At 63.0% G+C, this 20870-nt stretch carries 18 protein-coding genes; 15 read left to right on the plus strand and 3 right to left on the minus strand.

Going from position 1 to position 20870, the window contains the following annotated elements; all coding sequences use genetic code 11:
* Window positions 1-9 precede the first annotated feature (9 nt).
* The 8 genes from E6W33_RS24540 to E6W33_RS24575 all read left to right on the plus strand — a co-directional run bounded on the left by E6W33_RS24540 (window position 10) and on the right by E6W33_RS24575 (window position 9456).
* Window positions 10-885, plus strand: coding sequence for a 3-hydroxyacyl-CoA dehydrogenase family protein (locus E6W33_RS24540; RefSeq protein WP_136420012.1), 876 nt, complete (start codon window positions 10-12; stop codon window positions 883-885).
* A gap of 3 nt (window positions 886-888) precedes the next feature.
* On the plus strand, window positions 889-1545 hold the full coding sequence (locus E6W33_RS24545; protein WP_136420013.1) for a 3-hydroxyacyl-CoA dehydrogenase family protein: 657 nt from the start codon (window positions 889-891) through the stop codon (window positions 1543-1545).
* Window position 1546: 1 nt separating this feature from the next.
* Entirely contained in the window at window positions 1547-2665 is a 1119-nt protein-coding gene (locus tag E6W33_RS24550) for a CaiB/BaiF CoA-transferase family protein (RefSeq protein ID WP_136420014.1), read from the plus strand.
* Between the two features lie 114 nt (window positions 2666-2779).
* Window positions 2780-3781 carry an NADPH:quinone oxidoreductase family protein gene (locus E6W33_RS24555; RefSeq protein ID WP_136420015.1) on the plus strand — a complete coding sequence of 334 codons (1002 nt, stop codon included), beginning with the start codon at window positions 2780-2782 and terminating at the stop codon, window positions 3779-3781.
* Between the two features lie 15 nt (window positions 3782-3796).
* Entirely contained in the window at window positions 3797-5329 is a 1533-nt protein-coding gene (paaH, locus tag E6W33_RS24560) for a 3-hydroxyacyl-CoA dehydrogenase PaaH (RefSeq protein ID WP_136420016.1), read from the plus strand.
* A gap of 53 nt (window positions 5330-5382) precedes the next feature.
* Entirely contained in the window at window positions 5383-6588 is a 1206-nt protein-coding gene (pcaF, locus tag E6W33_RS24565) for a 3-oxoadipyl-CoA thiolase (protein WP_136420017.1), read from the plus strand.
* Between the two features lie 141 nt (window positions 6589-6729).
* A complete protein-coding gene (locus tag E6W33_RS24570; protein WP_136420018.1) occupies window positions 6730-7839 on the plus strand; it encodes a GGDEF domain-containing protein in 1110 nt (369 codons plus the stop codon).
* A gap of 72 nt (window positions 7840-7911) precedes the next feature.
* Window positions 7912-9456 carry a SagB family peptide dehydrogenase gene (locus E6W33_RS24575; protein WP_136420019.1) on the plus strand — a complete coding sequence of 515 codons (1545 nt, stop codon included), beginning with the start codon at window positions 7912-7914 and terminating at the stop codon, window positions 9454-9456.
* 7 nt (window positions 9457-9463) lie between these two features.
* Here the strand turns inward: E6W33_RS24575 and E6W33_RS24580 are convergent, their stop codons facing one another.
* The 3 genes from E6W33_RS24580 to E6W33_RS24590 all read right to left on the minus strand — a co-directional run bounded on the left by E6W33_RS24580 (window position 9464) and on the right by E6W33_RS24590 (window position 12041).
* Entirely contained in the window at window positions 9464-10699 is a 1236-nt protein-coding gene (locus E6W33_RS24580) for a patatin-like phospholipase family protein (protein WP_168798748.1), read from the minus strand.
* Window positions 10700-11001: 302 nt separating this feature from the next.
* Window positions 11002-11289 (minus strand): hypothetical protein, encoded by a 288-nt coding sequence (locus E6W33_RS24585; protein ID WP_136420021.1) that lies wholly within the window; start codon window positions 11287-11289, stop codon window positions 11002-11004.
* A gap of 185 nt (window positions 11290-11474) precedes the next feature.
* Window positions 11475-12041 carry an HNH endonuclease gene (locus E6W33_RS24590; RefSeq protein ID WP_136420022.1) on the minus strand — a complete coding sequence of 189 codons (567 nt, stop codon included), beginning with the start codon at window positions 12039-12041 and terminating at the stop codon, window positions 11475-11477.
* Window positions 12042-13087: 1046 nt separating this feature from the next.
* Between E6W33_RS24590 and E6W33_RS24595 the strand changes: the two genes are divergently transcribed.
* The 7 genes from E6W33_RS24595 (at window position 13088) to E6W33_RS24625 (ending at window position 20848) form a co-directional block, all read left to right on the plus strand.
* On the plus strand, window positions 13088-14086 hold the full coding sequence (locus E6W33_RS24595) for an AraC family transcriptional regulator (RefSeq protein WP_136420023.1): 999 nt from the start codon (window positions 13088-13090) through the stop codon (window positions 14084-14086).
* Between the two features lie 418 nt (window positions 14087-14504).
* Entirely contained in the window at window positions 14505-15620 is a 1116-nt protein-coding gene (locus E6W33_RS24600) for a zinc-binding dehydrogenase (protein WP_211097422.1), read from the plus strand.
* Window positions 15621-15658: 38 nt separating this feature from the next.
* Window positions 15659-16192 (plus strand): cupin domain-containing protein, encoded by a 534-nt coding sequence (locus E6W33_RS24605; protein WP_136420024.1) that lies wholly within the window; start codon window positions 15659-15661, stop codon window positions 16190-16192.
* Between the two features lie 23 nt (window positions 16193-16215).
* Window positions 16216-16728 (plus strand): hemerythrin domain-containing protein, encoded by a 513-nt coding sequence (locus tag E6W33_RS24610; RefSeq protein WP_247869776.1) that lies wholly within the window; start codon window positions 16216-16218, stop codon window positions 16726-16728.
* 15 nt (window positions 16729-16743) lie between these two features.
* Window positions 16744-17487: an SDR family NAD(P)-dependent oxidoreductase gene (locus tag E6W33_RS24615; protein WP_136420025.1), complete on the plus strand. Its 744-nt coding sequence runs from the start codon at window positions 16744-16746 to the stop codon at window positions 17485-17487.
* Window positions 17488-17798: 311 nt separating this feature from the next.
* On the plus strand, window positions 17799-19139 hold the full coding sequence (locus E6W33_RS24620) for a Rieske 2Fe-2S domain-containing protein (protein ID WP_136420026.1): 1341 nt from the start codon (window positions 17799-17801) through the stop codon (window positions 19137-19139).
* 311 nt (window positions 19140-19450) lie between these two features.
* Window positions 19451-20848 carry an amidase gene (locus E6W33_RS24625; RefSeq protein ID WP_136420027.1) on the plus strand — a complete coding sequence of 466 codons (1398 nt, stop codon included), beginning with the start codon at window positions 19451-19453 and terminating at the stop codon, window positions 20846-20848.
* Window positions 20849-20870: the final 22 nt, after the last annotated feature.

Consider the following 20870-nt stretch of genomic DNA (forward strand, 5'->3'; position numbering starts at 1 on the left):
GACTCCACAATGAGTGAGATCAACACCATCGGCATCGCCGGCTGCGGCACCATGGGCGCCGGCATCGCCATCGTGGCTGCGCGCGCGGGCTTCCGCACGGTCGTGTACGACACGCGCCAGGAAGCGCTGGAACGTTCGCAGAAGCAGACCAGGGACTTCTTCGCCAAGTCGGTCCAGCGCGGCAAGCTGACCGAGGAACAAATGGCGACCGCCATCAACAACCTGGTGACCACCACCAAGCTGGCCGACATGGCGCAGTGCGACCTGGTGATCGACGCCGTGTTCGAAGACCTGCGCGTCAAGCATGAGCTGTTCGGCAAGCTGAATGAAGTCTGTCCGCAGCACACCATTTTCGCGTCCAACACCTCGACGCTGTCGATCACCGAAATCGCCGCCGGCTCCGGCCGCGACGACCGTTTCGTCGGCATGCACTTCTGCCTGCCGGCGCAGTTGATGAAGCTGGTCGAGATGTCGCCCGGCCTGAACACCTCCGAGGAAACCTTCGCCAAGGCCTGGGCGGCCTGTGAAGCGCTGGGCCAGCGTCCGGTGAAGACCAAGGACAACCCCGGCTTCATCCTCAATTACTTCCTGGTGCCTTACAACAATGACGCGATCCGCCTGGTGGAAGCCGGCGTCGCCGCGCCGGCCGACATCGACCGTGCGATCAAGGAAGGTCTCGGTTATCCGATGGGGCCGCTGGAGCTGCTCGACCTGATCGGCCTCGACACGCAACTGCTGCTGTGCGATGCGCTTTACGGCATCACGAATGAACCGCGCGCCGCCTGCCCGCCGCTGGTGCGGCGCATGATCGCCGCCGGCCATCTGGGCCGCAAGTCCGGGCGCGGTTTCTATACCTATCAAGGCAATGCCATGTTCGGGAGCTGACACATGAACTATTCCATTATCGATACCGGCAACAGCCGCTCCTTCCCAGCCGCGCATGCCTTGCTGGAAGGGCAGGCGGCGGATGGTGAGGTCGTCATCCTGATCGGACAACAAGCCGGCGATGCGCTGGCGAAGGTGCAGGGCGCGGACAAGAAGGCTGCCATCCTGATCGAGCTTGGCACCGAATGCCTCGGCGTGCATACCGGCGAAAGCCGCGGCAAGGAAGGCTCCAACGTGCTCGGCTTCAACCGCTTCCGCCTCGGCGACGCCGATCCGTCCAACCTGGTCGAACTGGTGCGCCAGCCGAATACGCCGGAGTCCGCGATCAATGCCGCCAAGGCGGTGCTGGAAGGCGCGGGACTGAAGGTCGCGGTGTGCTTCGACTTCGCCGGACGCATCATCGACCGCCTGGTGCGGCCTTACTACAACGCCGCGCTGCGCCGCCTCGACGAAGGCCTCGCTACCGCCGATGACATGGATCTCACGCTGCGTCTCGGCCTCGGCTATCCGGAAGGCCCGATCGCGCTGCTGGAGCGCACCGGTCTTGAACATCACTTCGATGTGACGCAGTCGCTGTTCGACGCGCTGGGTGAATCGCCCTACGCGCCGGCCCGCCGCGCCCGCGTGGCGAAGGTGCGCGCCCAGAAGAAGGAAGGCTGACATGATGCGTCCGCTAGAAGGGGTGCGCGTCCTCGACTTCAGCACGCTGCTCCCCGGTCCGCTGGCGACACTGGTGCTGGCCGAGGCCGGCGCCGAGGTGATCAAGATCGAACGTCCCGGCCGGGGCGACGAGATGCGCAGCTACGTGCCGAAGTTCGGCGACGACAGCGTCAACTTCGCGCTGCTCAACCGCGGCAAGCGCAGCATCGCCATCGACCTGAAAGAGAAGGGCGTGGTCGACAAGCTGCGCGGCCTGATCGAAAGCGCCGACATCGTGGTCGAGCAATTCCGCCCCGGCGTGATGGATCGCCTCGGCCTCGGTTATGAAGCGCTGTCGGCGATCAACGACAAGATCATCTATTGCGCGATCACCGGCTACGGCCAGTCCGGTCCGCGCGCCAACGTCGCTGCGCACGACCTGAACTACGTCGCGGAATCGGGCATGCTGGGCCTGACGGCCGGGTCGGATGGCGCACCGGTGCTGCCGCCCGCGCTGATCGCGGACATCGCCGGCGGCACCTATCCGGCGGTCGTCAACATCCTGCTCGCCCTGCGCCAACGCGACCGCAGCGGCAAGGGCTGCAAGCTGGACATCGCGATGGCGGACAACCTGTTCACCTTCCTCTACTGGGCGCTGGGCAACGGTCAGGTAGCGGGGCAGTGGCCGACACCGGGCGGCGACCTGGTGACCGGCGGCACGCCGCGCTACCAGATCTATCGCACGAAGGACAACAAGTTCCTCGCCGCCGCGCCACTGGAAGACAAGTTCTGGGCGAACTTCATCGAGGCAATCAATGCGCCGCGCGAACTGCTCGACGACAGCCAGTCGCCCGCGACGGTGAAGGCGCGCATCCAGGAAATCATCGGCGCGCAGACCGCCGAGCACTGGCGTGCGGTGTTCGAAGGCAAGGATGTGTGCTGCGCGATTGTCGCCACCATGCAGGAAGCGATGGCGGATGCGCATTTCCGCGAACGCGGCGTGTTTTCGCGCGAACTGGCCAGCGGCGGCAAGCACATCACCGCGCTGCCGGTGCCGGTGCAGGATGCCTTCCGCGGTCAAGACCAATCCAGCGGCTATCCGGGACTGGGCGAGGCCAACAAGGATTTCGGCATCGACTGATGCCTGGCGCGGCAATGATTCAACTGTCCACGGAAAACACGGAAAAAACCAGAGAATATTTCCGTGTATTTCGTGCCTTCCGTGGGCTCCTCAAATTCAACGAGAACAATTCCTATGCGAGCAATCCTGATCAGGGAACACGGTGAGCCGGAGACCCTCAAGATCGAAGAAGTGCCCACTCCCAAATTCGGAGACGACGATGTATTGATCGATGTGCATGCAATCGGCGTGAACTATCCCGACCTGCTGGTGATCAGCGGCCAGTACCAGATCCTGCCAGCGCGTCCGTTCAGCCCCGGCAAGGATGCTGCCGGCGTGGTCGCGGCGGTCGGGCGCAAGGTCAAGTCCTGCAAGCCGGGCGACCGCGTGGTGGCGCAGGTGGAATCCGGCGCTTATGCGGAACAACTGGTGGCGCGCGCCAGCAATACCTTCGTGATGCCCGACAGCATGCCGTTCACCGATGCGGCCGCGATGGGCCTGGTGTACCAGACCGCGCACTTCGCATTGGTCGAGCGCGGCCAGTACCAGAAGGGTGAAACCGTGCTGGTCAATGGCGCGGCCGGCGGTGTCGGCCTAGCCGCAGTGCAGATCGCCAAGGGGCTCGGCGCGACGGTGCTGGCAGGTGTCAACAATGACGAACATGCGAAGCTCGCGAAGGCGAATGGCGCCGACACCATCATCAATCTCGCCGCCGACAACCTGCATGAGTCGCTGCGTCAGCAGGTGTACGGCGTGACCGGCGGACGCGGCGTCGACGTGGTGCTCGATCCGCTGGGCGGCGATGTGTTCGACGCGGCGCTGCGCGCAATGGCGTGGCGCGGACGCATGGTGGTGATCGGTTTCGCGGCCGGACGCATTCCCGTCATCAAGGCCAACTATCTGTTGGTCAAGAACATCCTCGTCTCGGGCCTGCAATGGAGCGATTATCGCGAGCGCGATCCGGAGTGGGTGCGCCGCGTGCAGGATGAACTGTTCGCGCTCTACACCGACGGCAAGATCAAGCCGAACGTCATGCGGAGCTTTCCGATGGAAGAGTTCGCCACCGCGCTCGCGCTGGTCAAGGCGGGCAAGGTGCAGGGCAAGGTGGTGCTGACCACGCCGCGCGCCCAGGCTTGAGCGGGAGTGACCAGCATGAATCATCCATTGGCATCTCCCAGCATCGTCGGCGTCGTCGGCAGCGGCGCGATGGGTTCCGGTATCGCGCAAGTCGCCGCGGCCGCCGGCCATCCGGTCAGGCTGTACGACACCCGCCCGGAGGCGGTCGAGAAAGCAATCGCCAGCATACGCAAGACCTTCGGCATGCTCGCCGAGAAGGGCCGCATGACGGCGGAAGCGGCGGACGCCGCCGGTCAGCGCCTGAGCGCGGCGGATTCGCTCGCAGGCTTCGCCGATGCCGGCCTGGTGATCGAGGCGATTGTCGAAGACCTCGACGTCAAGCGTCGCCTGTTCGCCGACCTCGAAGGCATCGTCGGCGACAGCTGCATTCTCGCCACCAACACCTCCTCGATTTCCGTCACCGCGCTCGCCGCCAACCTGCGCCTGCCGGGCCGCTTCGCCGGCATGCATTTCTTCAATCCGGTGCCGCTGATGGCGCTGGTGGAAGTCATCAGCGGACTGGCGACCGATCCGCACGTTGCGCAAACAATCTACGCGACCGCCTCCGCCTGGGGCAAGAGCCCGGTCTACGCGCGCTCGACGCCCGGCTTCATTGTCAATCGCGTGGCGCGTCCCTATTACGCCGAAGCGCTGCGCCTGCTGAACGAGCAGGCCGGCGAACCGGCCACCATCGACGCCATCCTGCGCGAAGCCGGCGGATTTCGCATGGGGCCCTTCGAGCTGATGGACCTGATCGGCCACGATGTGAATTTCGCGGTCACGCAATCGGTGTTCCAGGCCTACTTCAACGATCCGCGCTTCACGCCCTCGCTGGTGCAGCAGGAACTGGTCAACGGCGGTTTTCTCGGGCGCAAATCGGGCCGCGGCTTTTACCGCTACGGCGATGACAGCACGCCGCCCGCGCCGCACACCGAAGCGCAAGCGGACGCGCCGCAGCAAGTGACGGTAAAGAGTTCCGGGCTGGTCGCCGAGGCGATCGCATCGCGTGCGGCCGCTGCCTGCGTGACGGTGACGCGCATGTTGGGATCGCAGGAAGACGACGCCCTGCTGGAATGCGGCGGCGCGGTGCTCTATCTGACCGACGGCCGCAGCGCGACGCAACGCGCCGCCGACAACGGCATCGCGAACACCGTTCTGCTCGACCTTGCGCTCGACTACACGAAGGCGACAAGGGCAGCCTTGTGCCCGGCCGACCAGTGCACGCCCGAGGCCTATCGCGCCGTCGTCGGCCTGCTGCAGGCATGCGGCTTCAAGGTATCGCGCCTGGGCGACGTGCCCGGCATGGCGGTGATGCGCACCGTGGCGATGCTGGCCAATGAAGCGGCCGATGCGGTCAACCAGGACGTGTGCGATGCGGCGGCGGCCGACACCGCGATGCTCAAGGGCGTCAATTATCCGCGCGGACCGCTTGCCTGGGCCGACACGATCGGCTTGCATTACCTGATGCGCGTGCTGGGCAACCTGGGGCGCAGCTATGGCGAAGACCGCTATCGCATTTCGCCGCTGATCCTGCGCAAGGTGTGGAACGGCAGCGTGTTTCATGGCTGACGTCCGCAGCCGCCGAGCGGACGAGCCGAACCATTACTATCGAGGAAAACAACATGACTGAAGCCTTCATTTGCGACGCCATCCGTACGCCCTTCGGCCGCTACGGCGGCGCGCTGGCGCAAGTGCGTGCCGACGACCTGGCAGCGATTCCGATCCGGGCGCTGATGGAGCGCCATGCGGGCGTGGACTGGGCGGCGCTGGACGATGTCGCTTACGGCTGCGCCAACCAGGCCGGCGAAGACAACCGCAACGTCGGCCGCATGGCCGCCTTGCTGGCCGGTCTGCCGGAAAGCGTTCCGGCCAACACCATCAACCGCCTGTGCGGATCGAGCATGGACGCGGTAGGCAGCGCGGCGCGCGCCATCAAGTCGGGCGAGACATCGCTGATGATCGCCGGCGGCGTGGAAAGCATGACGCGCGCGCCCTTTGTCATGGGCAAGGCCGACAGTGCGTTCTCGCGCAGCGCGAAGATCGAGGACACCACCATCGGCTGGCGCTTCGTCAATGCGCTGATGAAGGCGAAGTACGGCGTCGACAGCATGCCGGAGACGGCGGAAAACGTCGCGCGCGAATTCGGCATTGCACGCGCCGATCAGGACGGTGTGGCGATCAGGAGCCAGCAGCGCTGGGCAGCGGCCAATGCGGCCGGCTTCTTCCGGAACGAAATCGTGCCGGTCACCATTCCGCAGAAGAAGGGCGAGCCGAAGGTGTTTGCCGTCGACGAGCATCCGCGCCCCGACACCACGCTGGAAGCCCTGGCGAAACTGAAGGGTGTGGTCAGCCCCGACGGCAGCGTCACCGCCGGCAATGCCTCCGGCGTGAACGACGGTGCCTGCGCGCTGCTGCTGGCATCGGAAGCCGCCGCCGGCCGCCACGGCCTGACGCCGCGTGCGCGCATCCTCGGCATGGCGACCGCCGGCGTGGCGCCGCGCATCATGGGTTTCGGCCCGTCGCCCGCCTCGAAAAAGGTTTTGGCCCTGACCGGCCTGCGCATCGATCAGATGGATGTCATCGAACTCAACGAAGCCTTCGCCGCACAGGCGCTCGCCGTCACGCGCGATCTCGGCCTCGCCGACGATGCCGCGCAGGTCAACCCCAACGGCGGCGCCATCGCGATCGGCCATCCGCTCGGCGCATCCGGCGCGCGCCTGGTCACCACGGCGCTCAACCAGCTGGAACGCACCAGGAGCCGCTATGCGCTGTGCACCATGTGCATCGGCGTGGGGCAGGGCATCGCGCTGATCATCGAGCGCGTGTGAGTCGCGCGGAAGGTGCGGCCAAGGTGCGGTTCCCGTCGATCCGGTTTTCGCGAATTTCCAACAAAGTGCGGGAAACAAGTGTGACAGCGGATCAATCGCGGGGCTACAATCTCTTTCAAATCGGATAGATTGGAGTGCGACTTGTCACAATCGCAGCCCCGTGATATTGCGTCTGCCCAGCGACTGAGGCTCGTCCGGACACTGCTTGCCATCGGTTTCTATGTGCTGTGCGACGTCGTCATGGCGTTTTGCGCCTGGTACGGCCTGTATCCGCTGTTCCCCTTGGCCGGGTATTCCATCGGCGTCGTCGCGGTGTCCGCCACCTTCCTTGCGCTCATCCGCTCCGGATGGAACCTGCGATTCAACGATCCAAGCATGACCAAGGCGCAGACCATCGGTTCGATCCTCCTGTGCAGTTACACCATCATCTATGCCGGCCCGCTGCGCGGCACCTTCATCTATGCGTATGTCATCAGCATCATGTTCGCCGGCATGCATCTCTCGTTCCGGCAACTGATCCATCTTGCGCTGCTGCCGCTGACCCTGTTCCCCTTCATCGTCGCGCTCGCTTCCCGCTATGACCCGGCAGGCGTCGACTGGCGCATCGAGTTCGTGCACTGGATCACGCTGTGGGTGATCCTGGGATTCACCACCATGTTGACCGGCTCGCTGAGCCAGTTGCGGGCAAGCCTGAAAGCCAGCAATGCGGAACTGAAAGCGGCACTGGCGCGGCTGACCGAAATGGCCGAGCGCGATGCGCTGACCGGGCTGTACAACCGGCGCTACCTGCTCGACATGCTGCACCGGGAGAAGAACAGGGCGGAACGCAGCAATGGCAGCTTCTGCGTGTGCGTCATCGATATCGATCATTTCAAGCGCATCAACGACACCTGGGGCCACGGCGGGGGCGACATCGTGTTGCGCGCCTTCGCCGGACTGGCCGCACGCTGCATCCGGTCGACCGATCTGCTGGGCCGATGGGGCGGGGAGGAATTCCTGCTGATTCTGCCGGAAACCTCGATCGCCGTTGCCGAGTCCTGCATCCTGCGCATACAGCGCGAGCTGGCGCATGTCGAATTCGCCGCTCTTGAACCGGATTTCCGCGTCACCGTTTCTGCCGGCGTTGCACCCTACGTCCCGAGCCAGACCATGGACGAACTGATCGACAACGCCGATCAGGCGATGTACGCAGCCAAGCGCGCCGGCCGCAACCGCGTGGTCAAGGCCGACGAGCAAGCCTGCGTGAAATGATCTGGCGCAGCATGCGTTGCGCTTTGTCCGGCTAGAATTTCCTGCAGGTCCACCCTTGCCAAGGCACCAATCATGCCGCCAAAGCTCATCCGGGCACTTTTTTCGCTGCTGATGCGCATCGCCTTGGGCGCCGGAAAGATGATCGCCATTCTCGCCGTGCCGGGTGTCGCATGCCTGCCCGGAGCGTTGTACGGTGCCGACCTGCCGTACGACGAGGCAAAAGCCGCGTCGGTGGATGCGGTGATCCGGTACCACGCGCTGTCATCCAGTTCCCGCAACAGCATGATCAAGCCTGCCCCGGCGGTGGAATGGGGCGCGGCTCCTCCGCCCTTCAAGAATTATCCGGGCGCAAGCCATGTCGCACTGGAGCGAAGAGCGGCCGGCGCGCGTGGCTTGAGCGACGCGCTGCGCAGCCCCGCCCCGCACAAGCAGCGCCTGCGGCGCGACGAGCTGGGCGAGATGCTGTACCTGTCGGCCGGCGTGACCGGGCGGCGAGAGGGTAACGCATTGCGCGCCGCACCCTCCGCCGGCGGACTGTACCCGATTGAACTGTACGTCGTGGCACGCGCAGTCGATGGTCTCCCGGCCGGCTTGTATCACTACGATCCCGAGCATCATCGTCTCGATACGCTGGGCGCCGCACCGACGCACTTCGGCGCACCCGATTCGGAAGGCGCCGATGCCGTGGTGCTGCTCAGCGCCGTGTTCCGCCGCACCGGCAACAAGTATCGCGACCGTGCCTACCGTCTTGCGGTGGCGGACGCCGGCCACCTGCTGGAAAACCTGCGGCTGGCAGCGCACCAGGCCGGCATGCAGGCGAGGCCGCTCGCGCAATTCGACGACGCGCTCGCCGCCAGGGCGCTTGGCATCGACGGCGTCGAGGAGGGCGTGCTTGCCGTCATGCACCTGCGGCAGGCGGCAGATGCGCAGCCTGCAGACGTACGGTCGCCAGCGCATTTCATCCCGGCGCCGGTGCCGGAGAGCACGGCGATCGGCATCACCGGCATGGTGCAAGGCGCGACTTCCTTGCGCCTTGTGCCGGAAGAGAAGCAAGCGGGAGCCATCGCATTGCCGCCTCCGCTTCCCGCCACGCAAGACCTGCGTGAAATCATCGCCCGTCGCCGCAGCACGCGCCGCTTCCTCGCTGAACCGGTGCCGCTGGCCATGCTGTCCTCGATGCTGGCCGACATGGCCTTGCCGCCGCTACTATCGGATGCGATCAATATTCATCTCATCGTCAACCGTGTTGCAGGATTGCCCGCGGGCGTCTACCGCTATGTTCCCGGCCATGCGCTGGCACCGGTGCGCCAGGGCGATTTCGCCGCCGCCGCGCAATCGGCCGCCTTGTCGCAGCCGGTGATCGGCAATGCCGCCGTGGTGCTGGTGCTGTCGGCCGATCGTGAACGCATGCTGGCGCAGGGGCCGCGCGGCTATCGCCATGCCTATCTCGAAGCGGGCATGCTCGGCGAACGCTGGCTGCTCGGCGCCGTCGCGCGCGGACTGGCGGCTTGCCCGGTCGGTGCGTTTTACGATGATGAAGCCGCGGCGCTGGTCGGCGTGGATGCGCAGCGCGAATGGGTGCTGCATTTTGCCGCGCTGGGGAAGGCGGAGAAATAGCGCTCGTTCATTCGGCCATCGTCTCGAACCCGGCACGCGTCATGCGCACGCCTTGCATCGCTTGCGGCAGGGCCTGGGCTTCCGGCCGATGCGGGTCGATGAACAGGTCGCCGAGGTTGGTATCCGACGATTTCCCCAGCAGCGACGCGCCGCCGCCGTCGATGCGGCCGGCCAGCCAGGCGTCCGCCACTTCCCGTCCGAGTTCCTTCAAATGCTGCAGGAAGGCCAGCGCCGTGTTGCTCTTGCTCGCCACGCCGTAGCCTGCCATGTCCGCATGCGGCGGAATGTAGTGCATCAGGATTTCCTTCTTGTTGTACAGCTTGCCGCCGGCCTGCCTGGCATAAGCCTCGGGCGGCACCTGGCGCAGCAGTTCGTTGACCTCGTTGATGCGCTTGATCTCGGCGATCAGCGAGGCATTGAAGGTGATCTCGTTCATGCGGTCGATGATTTCCCAGGCCGTATCCGGCGGCATCTCGGACTTCGCCGCGACGATGGGGTTGACGCCGACGATGACCATGTCGCGCGTTGCCTGCTTGTGATGCTCGATCAGCGGCGCCAGCGCGGGGTCGGCGACATAGCCGCCATCCCAGTAGTACTCGCCGTCGATCTGGACCGCCCGATCCACCACCGGCAGGCAGGCGGAGGCGAGCAGGTGCGGAATGCCGATTTCCTCCTTCGTGAAGCTCTTCGGCTGACTGGTGCGCACATTCGTGGCGCAGACATACAGCGCGGGACCGATGCGGCTGTGGTTGAGCACCTCCAGATCGATGCAGTCCGCGATCGCCAGCGCAATCGGATTCTGTCTCGGTGCGAACGACGACTGATACGGCGAACTGACGAGCGAGAGCGCATTGAGCGCAACCGGCACCGGCAAGCCGTCGATGTTCCACGAGGGGTGCAGCGGATTGGCGGCGAAGCGGTAGGGGTTCCAGAACAGGTTGCCGAGCGCCGCCACGTCGATCCAGAACTTGTCCAGCAGCGCGCGGGTATTGGTGCGGCGCGCGGCGGCGTCGAGCGGATGGCCGTTGAGGTCATGCTCCAGCGAGAGGCCGTAGGCCAGCACAGCGGCGATCATCGCGCCGCCGCTGGTGCCGCTGACGGCGACGATGTCGATGCGCTCCTCCTGCAGCAAGCGGTCGACCACGCCCCACACATATGCGGTGTGCGCGCCACCGCCCTGCAGCGCCAGCACGATCCTGTTCCTGTTTTGCGTCGCCATGATGGAAGCCTTTCGGGTTGCCATGAGGATGCGCCGCGCCGAAGGCGCGGGCTGGAAACAATGTAATGAACCGGACATGCGCACGCAAATCCGGATGCATGCCGCGCGACATGCGTCAATAGCGATGGCGCGTGCGGTGCCTGCGCGTAATAAATTCGCCGCAAGCGGCAGGCGCGATCACGCCGCTTGTTCCTGCAGCGCTGCGTTCTTCCAGAACAGGGATTGCCCGGTCAGGTACTCCATGCCTGCGGTGCTCTGCGTACCAGTCGTACGCGTGCGTTCCTAGGCCCCATTGGCGGCAGCCAGTGACGGGACGGCGTTCGGTGTCAGGGCGATGCCGGTGTTCCTGCGGGCGGAGCGTCCACTGCGGACATCACCGGTGCCGGGGACACACTCATGCGGCCCTGCCCGGGCTCTGTTTGAACCGGGGCCACCGGGGCTGCGCTGGTAAGGCTCGGCGAGGATTGCACACTGCTCAACTGTGTCTCGGACAGATCGCTTCCGCCGCCGCAGCCGGCGAAGGCAAACAAGGCGGTTGAAGCACAGGCGGCGCGGCGCAGAAAACGCGATGACAGACCATGATCGGTTTGCCGAGCCCGGGATGAATTCAGCATGAACAACTCCTCAGGAAAGTGACGGTGATGTCACTGTTGGCGCACTGTTGGTGGATAGCGCTTGTCTGAGTTTTGACGCGTAGAAATAGTTCCGTAATTAAAAATTCTGGAGAGGCGGCATCCGCTGCCTGCGGTACTGACGGATTGCCAATGATAAGCGCGCCATTGAAAGGAGAGCAAGAAGATCAGCTCAGCAGGCGGCTATGCTTGGGCAGTTGTGCGGCGAGATAGTCGTGCTGATCCGCCAACACATTCCTGCCGCTGAGCAGGTAATGTTCGGCGCGGCAGGGAACATAGGGAACATACAGCAGTGGACGGAAGTGCTGGACCAGCTTGTCGCCCTTTTCCTGGTTGCAGCGGCGGCAGGCGGTCACGCAATTCATCCAGGTGTCCTTGCCGCCACGCACGCGCGGAAGGATGTGATCGCGCGACAAGTCCTTGTGACTGAAGCGATCACCGCAATACGCGCAGGTATAGCGGTCGCGCTTGAACAGCAGGTAGTTCTGGTTGCCGAGCGGGAGTTCGTTGCGCAGCTTGCGCGCCATGTGCTCGCTGCCGGCAATCGCGATGATCGGCTTGATGGTGATTCTCGACTGCAGTCCCGAGCGCTGGAAGCCGCCACGGAACACCATGCTCAGCCCGCCCAGCTCCCACGCGACCTTGCCGGTCGCGTAGTAGATCACTGCGTCTTGCGCCGGAATCCAGCCGAAAGGATTTCCCGCGATATCGAGCGCCAGAATATGGGCAATCATTGCATCACCTGTGTTGCATCGTATGAACACCTGTTGTGTGCCGGGAGTGCGTCCCTCTGCCGGATTGCTGAAACGGAGTGCCGCCGGATTTCGACCGGCGTCTTTCGATCGTGCAGACGCGCACTTGTTTTTCCGGGCCTTTGCAGACCCTGTGCAGACTATAGGCTGATAATAAAACTAAATGTTGACGGAGTGAATGATTCAGAGTAATTCCGTGTTCCTATCACACATTTTGTGTATGGCGCGCAACTATGGAAAGCGTGTGCGGCCCCTATGCGGAGCGCCGGCCTTTCCCGCACACGCCACCTGCGGCAAGGTGTTCACCACCTCCACCGGATCCCGCTGCGCCTCCATTACGCTGCGCGGAACCTCCTGTTGGATTCGACAGCAACCGGCCCATCGGGTTTCCATGCGAGCAAGAAGAGAGCAATTCTGCTGGGCGGCTGTCTTGTGAGAGGGCATAAACGAAACCACGATATCATCACTCACCTCCTTTGCCACCGCGCGATTTCAGAAGCTCCGAACAGCTTGTGCGCACGGCACGCTGTCAAGGCCGCTCGCAAGAATCGCGAAAACCTCAGCGTGCTCAGGCGTCTGCCCGAAGCATTGGAAGTGCAACGGTAAGCAACGAAATTTGCAAGCCGGCCTTCGGAAAACGTCCGCCGCTTATCTAAACTCGTCTCGAGCGTACTGGTGGCGGTGCCATGTTATTGGAAGGCAGTCAACAAATGGCACTATTCGCAAGTTTTATTGTTTTTTTGACGTCTTGTACGTCAAGCACAAATCCGGAATGGGCGTCCTTGATGTATATCAAAAATAAAAAATGCGGTAATATTTTCGGGTAGTATTTCTGCAGCTGGCGCGGATCATTCTTATAAAGAGCAGGCAAAGACACTGCTCACATCATGCGCGCCGCATAGCGGGGGAGACAGTCTGAGTGATGGATTCGTGTGCCGCACATTTTGTTTGATGTGCAGGGCAGCGAGGGGGATTTCAGCGCGCTCGGAAAACTGAACCCTACTTGTTCATCATTTATCCAAGACACCATGGTACAAAGTATCTTTCCATCTCTGACTCCCGCCGACTCCGTGTTGTCAGCCTATGGCCTGTGTCGGACGTCCGATATTGAAGAGGCGCGTTCGGTTGGCGAGCGTCTCTTTTGCAAAAACGCTATCTACTCGAAAGACCCGCAGTTCAATACACGCGTCAACTATCGGCGTGCAGGAAGCTTGGGTGTGGGGCGCATGACCTATGGCGGCGAGACCATCATCGATCCGGATGTGATGGAATCGTTTTCGCTGATTCAGGTTCCGATCAGGGGACGCGAATTCATCGAGAGTGACGGCAAGCGCGCCTTGTTCGAGTCCGATCAGGGCGTGGTGCTGAATGCGCATGCCCGCACGCGCATTCAGCACATGGGGGATACCGAGAAAATCATCATCCGCGTCGATAACGAAGTGGTAAGGCGCCAGTGCCAGCAGCACCTGGGCCGCACCTTGCAGAAGGATGTCGAGTTCAAGATGGAGATGGCTCTGGATACGCCCGACGGCCGCAGCCTGGTCCAGATGCTGGCGTGGATGTGCGATGTCCTGTCGAATACGGACAAGCTGTCGCCGTTGTTGAGCACCCAGCTCGAATCCACGTTCGTGGGCATGCTGTTGAATAGTCAGCCTAACAACTACAGTGCGGAATTGTGCGAAGACAAGGGTCACTCCCTTGCGCCGTCCTTCATCAAGCGAATCGAGCAGTACATCGAAGAGCATGCCCATGAGCCGATCGCGGTGGGCGACCTGGCGGAACATGCCGGCGTCAGCACCCGCACCCTGTTCTCCGGTTTTCGCCGCTTCCGCAACATCTCGCCGATGCATTACCTGAAGGAGGTTCGCTTGCGTCGCGTGCACGACGAACTCCTGCAGGCCCAGGCTTCCAGCGGAACCGTGACTGCCATCGCGTTCCGCTGGGGCTTCAGTCATCTTGGTCACTTCACGACCGACTACAAGCGCCGCTTCGGCGAAACGCCGTCCGAAACATTGATGCGCTCCTGATACACCACATCTCTCCGATGCATTAGCTGAAGGAAGTTCGCTTGCGCCGCGTGCAGGCGAACTTCTGACGGCGCCATTTTTCAGCGGGGTGGCGACTGCCGTCGCATTCCACTGGGTCTTCAGCCAGCCTGACCACTTCACAACCGATACCCAGCGTGGCTTCGGTGAAATTCCTCCGAAACATCAACGTTCCTGATCGCTGTCGTGCTGTCATCGTCCATGCCGATGCGTGCGGAAAGCGGCTGCTTTTCTGCACTCGCGGGATAGTGGATTCGCCTGCGGGAGTGTCAGCCGGGATCTGCCTGCCATAGGATCGTAGCCGTAACCGGGGCTGTCGGCTGCGCCATGCGCGGTGTACCCCAGCATCCTGCTGCTGTACGGCAGGGCTCGAGCCTATTACCAGATCAAGGAGACCGAAATGAATGCTTCGAACCAGATGAAGGCAATGCGCGTCCACGACGCCAGCGGCCGTTTTCAGCTTGACACACTGCCGCGTCCGGAGCTGTTGCGCCCCACGGATGTGCTCGTCGAAGTCAAGGCGTCCGGCGTCGTGCCGAACCTGCGCAACGTGATTAGCCACTATGGCGAACGTTCCTACCTGACGCTGCCGGACTTGCCCGCGATTTTTGGTCTCGATACCGCAGGCGTCGTCGCCGAGGTCGGTACGGCTGTGACCGGCGTCGTGCCAGGCGATCGTGTGTACATTAATCCTGGCCGTTCATGCGGATCGTGCCATGCCTGCCGTAGCGGCGAGCCGACAAACTGCGTTGCGTACACCTTCCAGGGCTATTTCGGTTTCGGACCGCGCTCGAAGCAGATTTACAAGCAATATCCGTACGGCGGCTTCGGTCAGTATGCAACCGCGCCGGCTGACGGTCTGGTCAAGCTGCCGCCAGCGGTCAGCTTCGAGCAGGCCGCCCGCTTCGGCTATCTGGGCACGGCCTATTCGGGCTTGCGCAAGGCAGGTGTCGGCGCCGGCAAGACTGTCCTGATCAGTGGCGCCAGCGGCACGCTGGGTCTCGGCGCAGTGCAGATCGCGCGGGCGATGGGCGCGGTCAAGATTTTCTGCGTTGCCCGCAACCCTGAGCTGCTCGAACGTGTGCGTGCGCTCGATCCGCAGCGCATCCGCACCTTCTCGTATGGTTCTGGCGATCTCGGTGAATGGGTAAGGAGCGAGACGGGCGGCGTGGGTGTCGACGCGGTGCTCGACGCGATCGGCCCTGGCGCGTCGCACCAGGTCACGCTCGATTGCTTGAGGTCGCTAGCCCGTGGCGGCCGTCTGGTTGAAGTGGGCGCCATGTCCGATCCGCTGCCCTTGAACCTGCACGAAATGATGTGCTCGCAGATCAGCCTGATGAGCTCCCTGTGGTTCACGGTCGGCGAAGGCCAGGATCTTGCCTATATGGCCGCAGCGGGGACGCTGGACTTGAGCGTGTTCGATCATCACCGGTATGCGCTGGAGCAGGCTAACGAGGCGCTCGCCGACGCCGAGCAGCGCAAGGGCGGTTTCGTCAACGTGGTCATTGTGCAGTAAGCGCACGGTCCACATACAACAAGGTCAAGGAGCTTGAAATGGTAAGACGTATCGTAACTGGTGAGCGCAACGGCAAGTCGGTGGTGGTGTCAGATGGTCAGGTGGAGAATACCCACGACTACGCGTCGGTGCCAGGTTTCCGCACCACGTTGGCCTGGGCCACTACCGGGGCCGAGCCCACGTTACCTTTCGATGGACGCGACCCGGTGGTGGGCATCGAATCCATGTTGCCCGCGCCGCACGGCACGCGCGTCATTGTCGTGCAGTTTCCGCCCGATAGCGTGATGGCTGCGCCTGGCTTCGACGGTGCTGCGGCCGGCGCGGAATACGCAAAGTACCTGCCGGGTCTCGCCGAGAGCTTCGATACCGACGGCTCCGGTTTTCACCGCACCACGACGGTCGACTACGATGTGATCCTGTCCGGGGAACTCTGGCTCGAGCTCGATGATGGCGAGCTTCGTCATCTGAAGGCAGGCGATATCGTGATCCAGAACGGCACACGCCATGCATGGCGCAACAAGACTGAAACGCCGGCAGTGATGCTGTCCGTGCTGATTGGCGCCACAACCTGACAGTCCGACACAGGAGTCTCCACATGTCACATCATCATTCACACGCGCATCAGGGCGGATTCGATGAGAACGCCGCCGAGCAGCTCGCGTGGAGCGACGCGATGTTGCTCGGCCATGGTCCGATGGACGACACGCATGAAGAATTTGTGCATGTTGTCAAGGCGCTTGCCGCATGCAATGCGGTAACGGCCCTCGGCTGCCTGCAGACGGTCGAGGATCATCTGCTTGCGCATTTCGAGGCGGAGCGGGAGTGGATGGTGCGGACGGAGTATCCGAACATGGATTGCCATCTCGACGAGCATCAGAAGGTGCTCGACACGGTGCTGCGGGTAAACCAGCTTGCGAAGGACGGACAGGTCGGCCTGCGCGATGTGCGGCGCCTTGCCGCCGCGCTCGCGGACTGGTTCCCGAAGCACGCCACTTATCTGGATTCCGCGCTGTCCGCCTGGATCAGCAAACGCAGGCATGGGGGCGTACCGGTGATTCTGCGACGCGACCTCGCTGCCGGTGTGCAGCAAGAATCGACATTCGCCTGACCGGCGAAGGGCTGTATGTTGATGAGAGATAAGGTTGGCCTGGTGACGGGCGGCGGTTCCGGCATGGGGCGCGCGGCTGCGCTGAGCCTCGCCGCGGAAGGTGCGACGGTGGTGCTCGCCGGCCGTAGCGAAGACAAGCTTGCCATCGTGCGCAACGAAATCGTCACGTCGGGCGGCAAGGCCGAGATCAGGGTGATGGACGCCGCGCGCCGCGAAGACAACGAAGCGCTCGTCCAGTTCATCGAGTCACGCTTCGGCCGTCTCGATTTCGCGTTCAACAATGCGGGCGGTCACGCCGATTTCAAGCCGATTCATCAGACATCGGTCGAGGAGTCGGAATGGATCATCGACCTCAACTTCAAGGGTGTCTATTACGGTGTGAAGTATCAGGTCGAGGCAATGCTGCGAGCGGGCGGTGGTGCAATCGTGAACAATGCGTCGATCTTTGGCCTGCGCGGCATGAATGGCATCGCTCACTATGTCGCGGCCAAGCACGCGGTGGTTGGTCTCACGAAGGCGGTTGCGAAAGAGTGCGCAGGCCGGAACATCCGTATCAACGCGGTTTGCCCGGGCGCGACCGAGACGCCGAATTACATGCGTTCGACGGGCGGCGACGTTCATCTGCTCGACGACATGATCCCGATGCGCCGCATTGGCCAGCCGCAGGAAGTGGCCGAGGCGGTGCTCTACCTGCTGTCGGAAAGATCGGCCTACGTGACGGGGACGACGCTGTCGGTTGACGGCGGCATGACGGCCTGACCAGTAATCACGAACGCATCAAATTCACCGCAAGGGCTGAGTCCTGTGCAATACAGGACTCGGCCCTTGCGCATTTTGGCGTCTGGTTTCGCTGTCCACCGGCCCAAAAGCCAGTCCGAAACATGGATGTGTTTTTGATTGCTGTCGTCCGCTCATTGCCATGCCGATGAATGCACACTGAGCGCGTGTTTTTCTGCATTGACGGGATAGTGGGTTCGCCTATGGGAGCGCCAGCCGGGATGCCGCTACGTATTATGAAATCACTGCTTCGCATAGCACGAAGCGTTTTTCCCATACAGTAGGAGACTTTCATGGCAGACCAACCCGTTGTCCGTCGCCGCGTCGTCAAGAACGGCATCAGCGAAAAGCGCACCAATAACAGCAAAGTTCAGAGCCAGTATCAGCCATACAAGGATGCGGCCTGGGGCTTCATCAATCATTGGTATCCGGCCTTGTTCAGCAATGAACTGCCGGAAGACCATGTCGAGGGCATCCAGATCTGCGGCATTCCCATCGTGTTGCGCCGTGTGGACGGCAAGATCTATGCACTGAAGGATCAATGCGTGCACCGCGGCGTTCGCCTGTCGGAAAAGCCAATGTGCTTCAACAAGGAAACGATCTCCTGCTGGTACCACGGTTTCACGTTCGATCTCGAGTCGGGCGTGTTGTCCACCATCGTGGCCAACCCTGATGACAAGCTGATCGGCACGACCGGAATCACCACTTATCCGGTGCAGGAAGTGGCCGGCATGATTTTCGTGTTCGTACGCGAAGACGATTTCCCAGATGCCGATGTCCCGCCGCTGTCCGATGACTTGCCGTTCCGTTTCCCGGAAAACAGCGAGCGCTTCCCGCACCCGCTGTGGCCGTCCGCGCCGAGCGTGCTGGATGACAACGCCGTGGCGCTGGGCATGCATCGCACCGGCTTCGGCAACTGGCGCATCGCTTGCGAGAACGGCTTCGACAATGCCCACATCCTGGTCCACAAGGACAACACGATCGTCCACGCTATGGATTGGGTTCTGCCCTTGGGTATCTTGCCGACCAGCGATGACTGCATTGCCACGGTCGAGGACGACAAGGGGCCGAAGGGGCTGATGCAGTGGCTGTTCACCGACAAGTGGGCGCCTGTACTCGAAAACGAAAAGCTGGGGCTCAAGGTGGAAGGCATCAAGGGCCGCTACTACCGTACCTCGGTGGTGTTGCCGGGCGTACTGATGGTGGAGAACTGGCCGGAAGAGCACGTGGTGCAGTACGAATGGTACGTGCCGATCACCGACGACACGCACGAATACTGGGAAGTGCTGGTGCGCGTCTGCCCGACCGAGGAAGATCGCAAGAAATTCCAGTATCGCTTCGACCGCGTCTACAAGCCGCTCGCGCTGCACGGCTTCAACGATTGCGATCTGTATGCCCGCGAAGCGATGCAGAACTTCTACGCCGACGGCACAGGCTGGGATAACGAGCAGTTGGTGGCGACCGACGTGTCTCCCATCACCTGGCGCAAGATGGCGTCGCGCTGGAACCGCGGGATCGCCAAGCCAGGGCGCGGCGTGGCCGGCGCACTGAAGACCACCAGCCTGCGCTTCAAGGACACCGCCGACGGCATGCGTCCCGGCTACAAGGTGCCGAAGATTCCGGACGAAGAGTAAGAGCTCCGGACAGAGGATGTGAACAAGTCCGCTGCGCGGTCCCGTCTCGCCCCTGCCATGCTCGCCGTGCAGTCTTGCGGCTGCGCTTCTCGGGCGAGCATGACCGCTCACAGCGATTTCTTCATAGCGTCAAAGGGCCTGCGCCATCGCGCGCGGCCCTGTTTCGCTGACCGCTGTCCGCCTTCTTCCGGGTTCACAAAGATCTTCTCTGTTTTTTTCGCATGGCGACGTTCTCGGCAGCCGCGACTGCAGCAACGCCGTCTGAGCGCCGAGACCTTCGCATTGCCCTTCTTCCGTGGCCTGGAGTCAGCATGGAAAACGAATTGCACTATTTGGAAATGTCCGAGCTGTCGCAGCTGATCCGCAGCGGCCGGCTCTCGCCTGTCGAAGTCACGAAGGCGCAATTGGCGCGCATCGAGAAGCTCGACGGCCGACTCAACAGTTATGCGTACGTCGCAGCGGAGCAGGCACTGGCGCAGGCGCGCCAGGCCGAGGCCGAACTCGCGCGCGGCGAATATCGCAGTCCCTTGCACGGCGTTCCGGTTGCCGTCAAAGACCTGTTCTGGACGCAGGACATGCCGACCACGGCGGGCACCACGATTTACCGCGACTTTCTGCCGCCGGAAGACGCCACGGTTGTGACGCGCCTGATAGCAGCGGGTGCGGTGATCCTCGGCAAGCTGCGCATGACTGAGGGCGCGTTCGCCATTCATCACCCCGACTTGCCGGCGCCGACCAATCCGTGGGGCGCCGCGCACTGGGCCGGTGCCTCATCCAGCGGCAGTGGCGTGGCTACGGCGGCTGGCCTGTGCTATGCGGCGCTGGGCACCGACACCGGCGGCTCGATCCGTTTCCCTTGCGCGGCAAATGGCCTGACCGGCCTCAAGCCGACCTGGGGCCGTGTGAGCCGGCACGGCGTGTTCGAGCTGGCGGCCAGCCTTGACCACGTCGGTCCCATGGCACGCAGCGCCAGGGACGTGCTCTACCTGCTGTGCGCCATCGCCGGCCACGACCCCAAGGATCCAACTTCGCTGCCCGGCGCATGCCTGGAAATTCCTGGAATCGACGAAACGTTCAAGGGCCTGCGCGTCGGCGTGGACGAGTCATGGTTGAGCGACGGCGTTGATCCTGCCATCCAGCACGGCCTGCAACAGATCATGGCGCTCATCCGTGAAGGCGGCGGCATTTTGCAAAGCGTGCGCATGCCTGATACCCGTGCCGTGAGCGCGAACTGGGAGCGCCATTGCGGTGTGCAGACCGCGATCGCGCACGAGGCCACTTATCCAAGTCGCGCCGCCGAATACGGCCCTGCGCTGAGCCGCCTGATTGACGGCGGGCGCGAACTCGGTGGCATGGACTACCAGCGCATCCTGCTGGCGGCACAGCGCTTTACCGGTGAAGTCGATGCCTTGCTTAATCAAGTCGATCTGGTGCTGGCGCCGGTGCAGCCCTATGCCGCGCCGACCTATGAACAGCTGGCCGATCTCGCGCTGGACCCTGAGGCGAATCGCCGTCTGATCCAGTTCACCTCGCCATTCAACGTGAGCGGACATCCGTGCCTGAGCCTGCCTTACGGCTGCACGCAGCAGGGCCTCCCGCTGGGCGCGCAATTCATCGGGAAAAAGGGCTCGGAAGGTGTCTTGTGCCGCGCCGGCATGGCCGTGCAGCGCGTCAGCGACTGGCACAAGCAGCATCCACCCGGAATCTGAATTCATCGTAATGAGACACATC

The sequence above is a fragment of the Herbaspirillum sp. ST 5-3 genome (assembly GCF_004804275.1).
GTDB lineage: Bacteria > Pseudomonadota > Gammaproteobacteria > Burkholderiales > Burkholderiaceae_D > Noviherbaspirillum.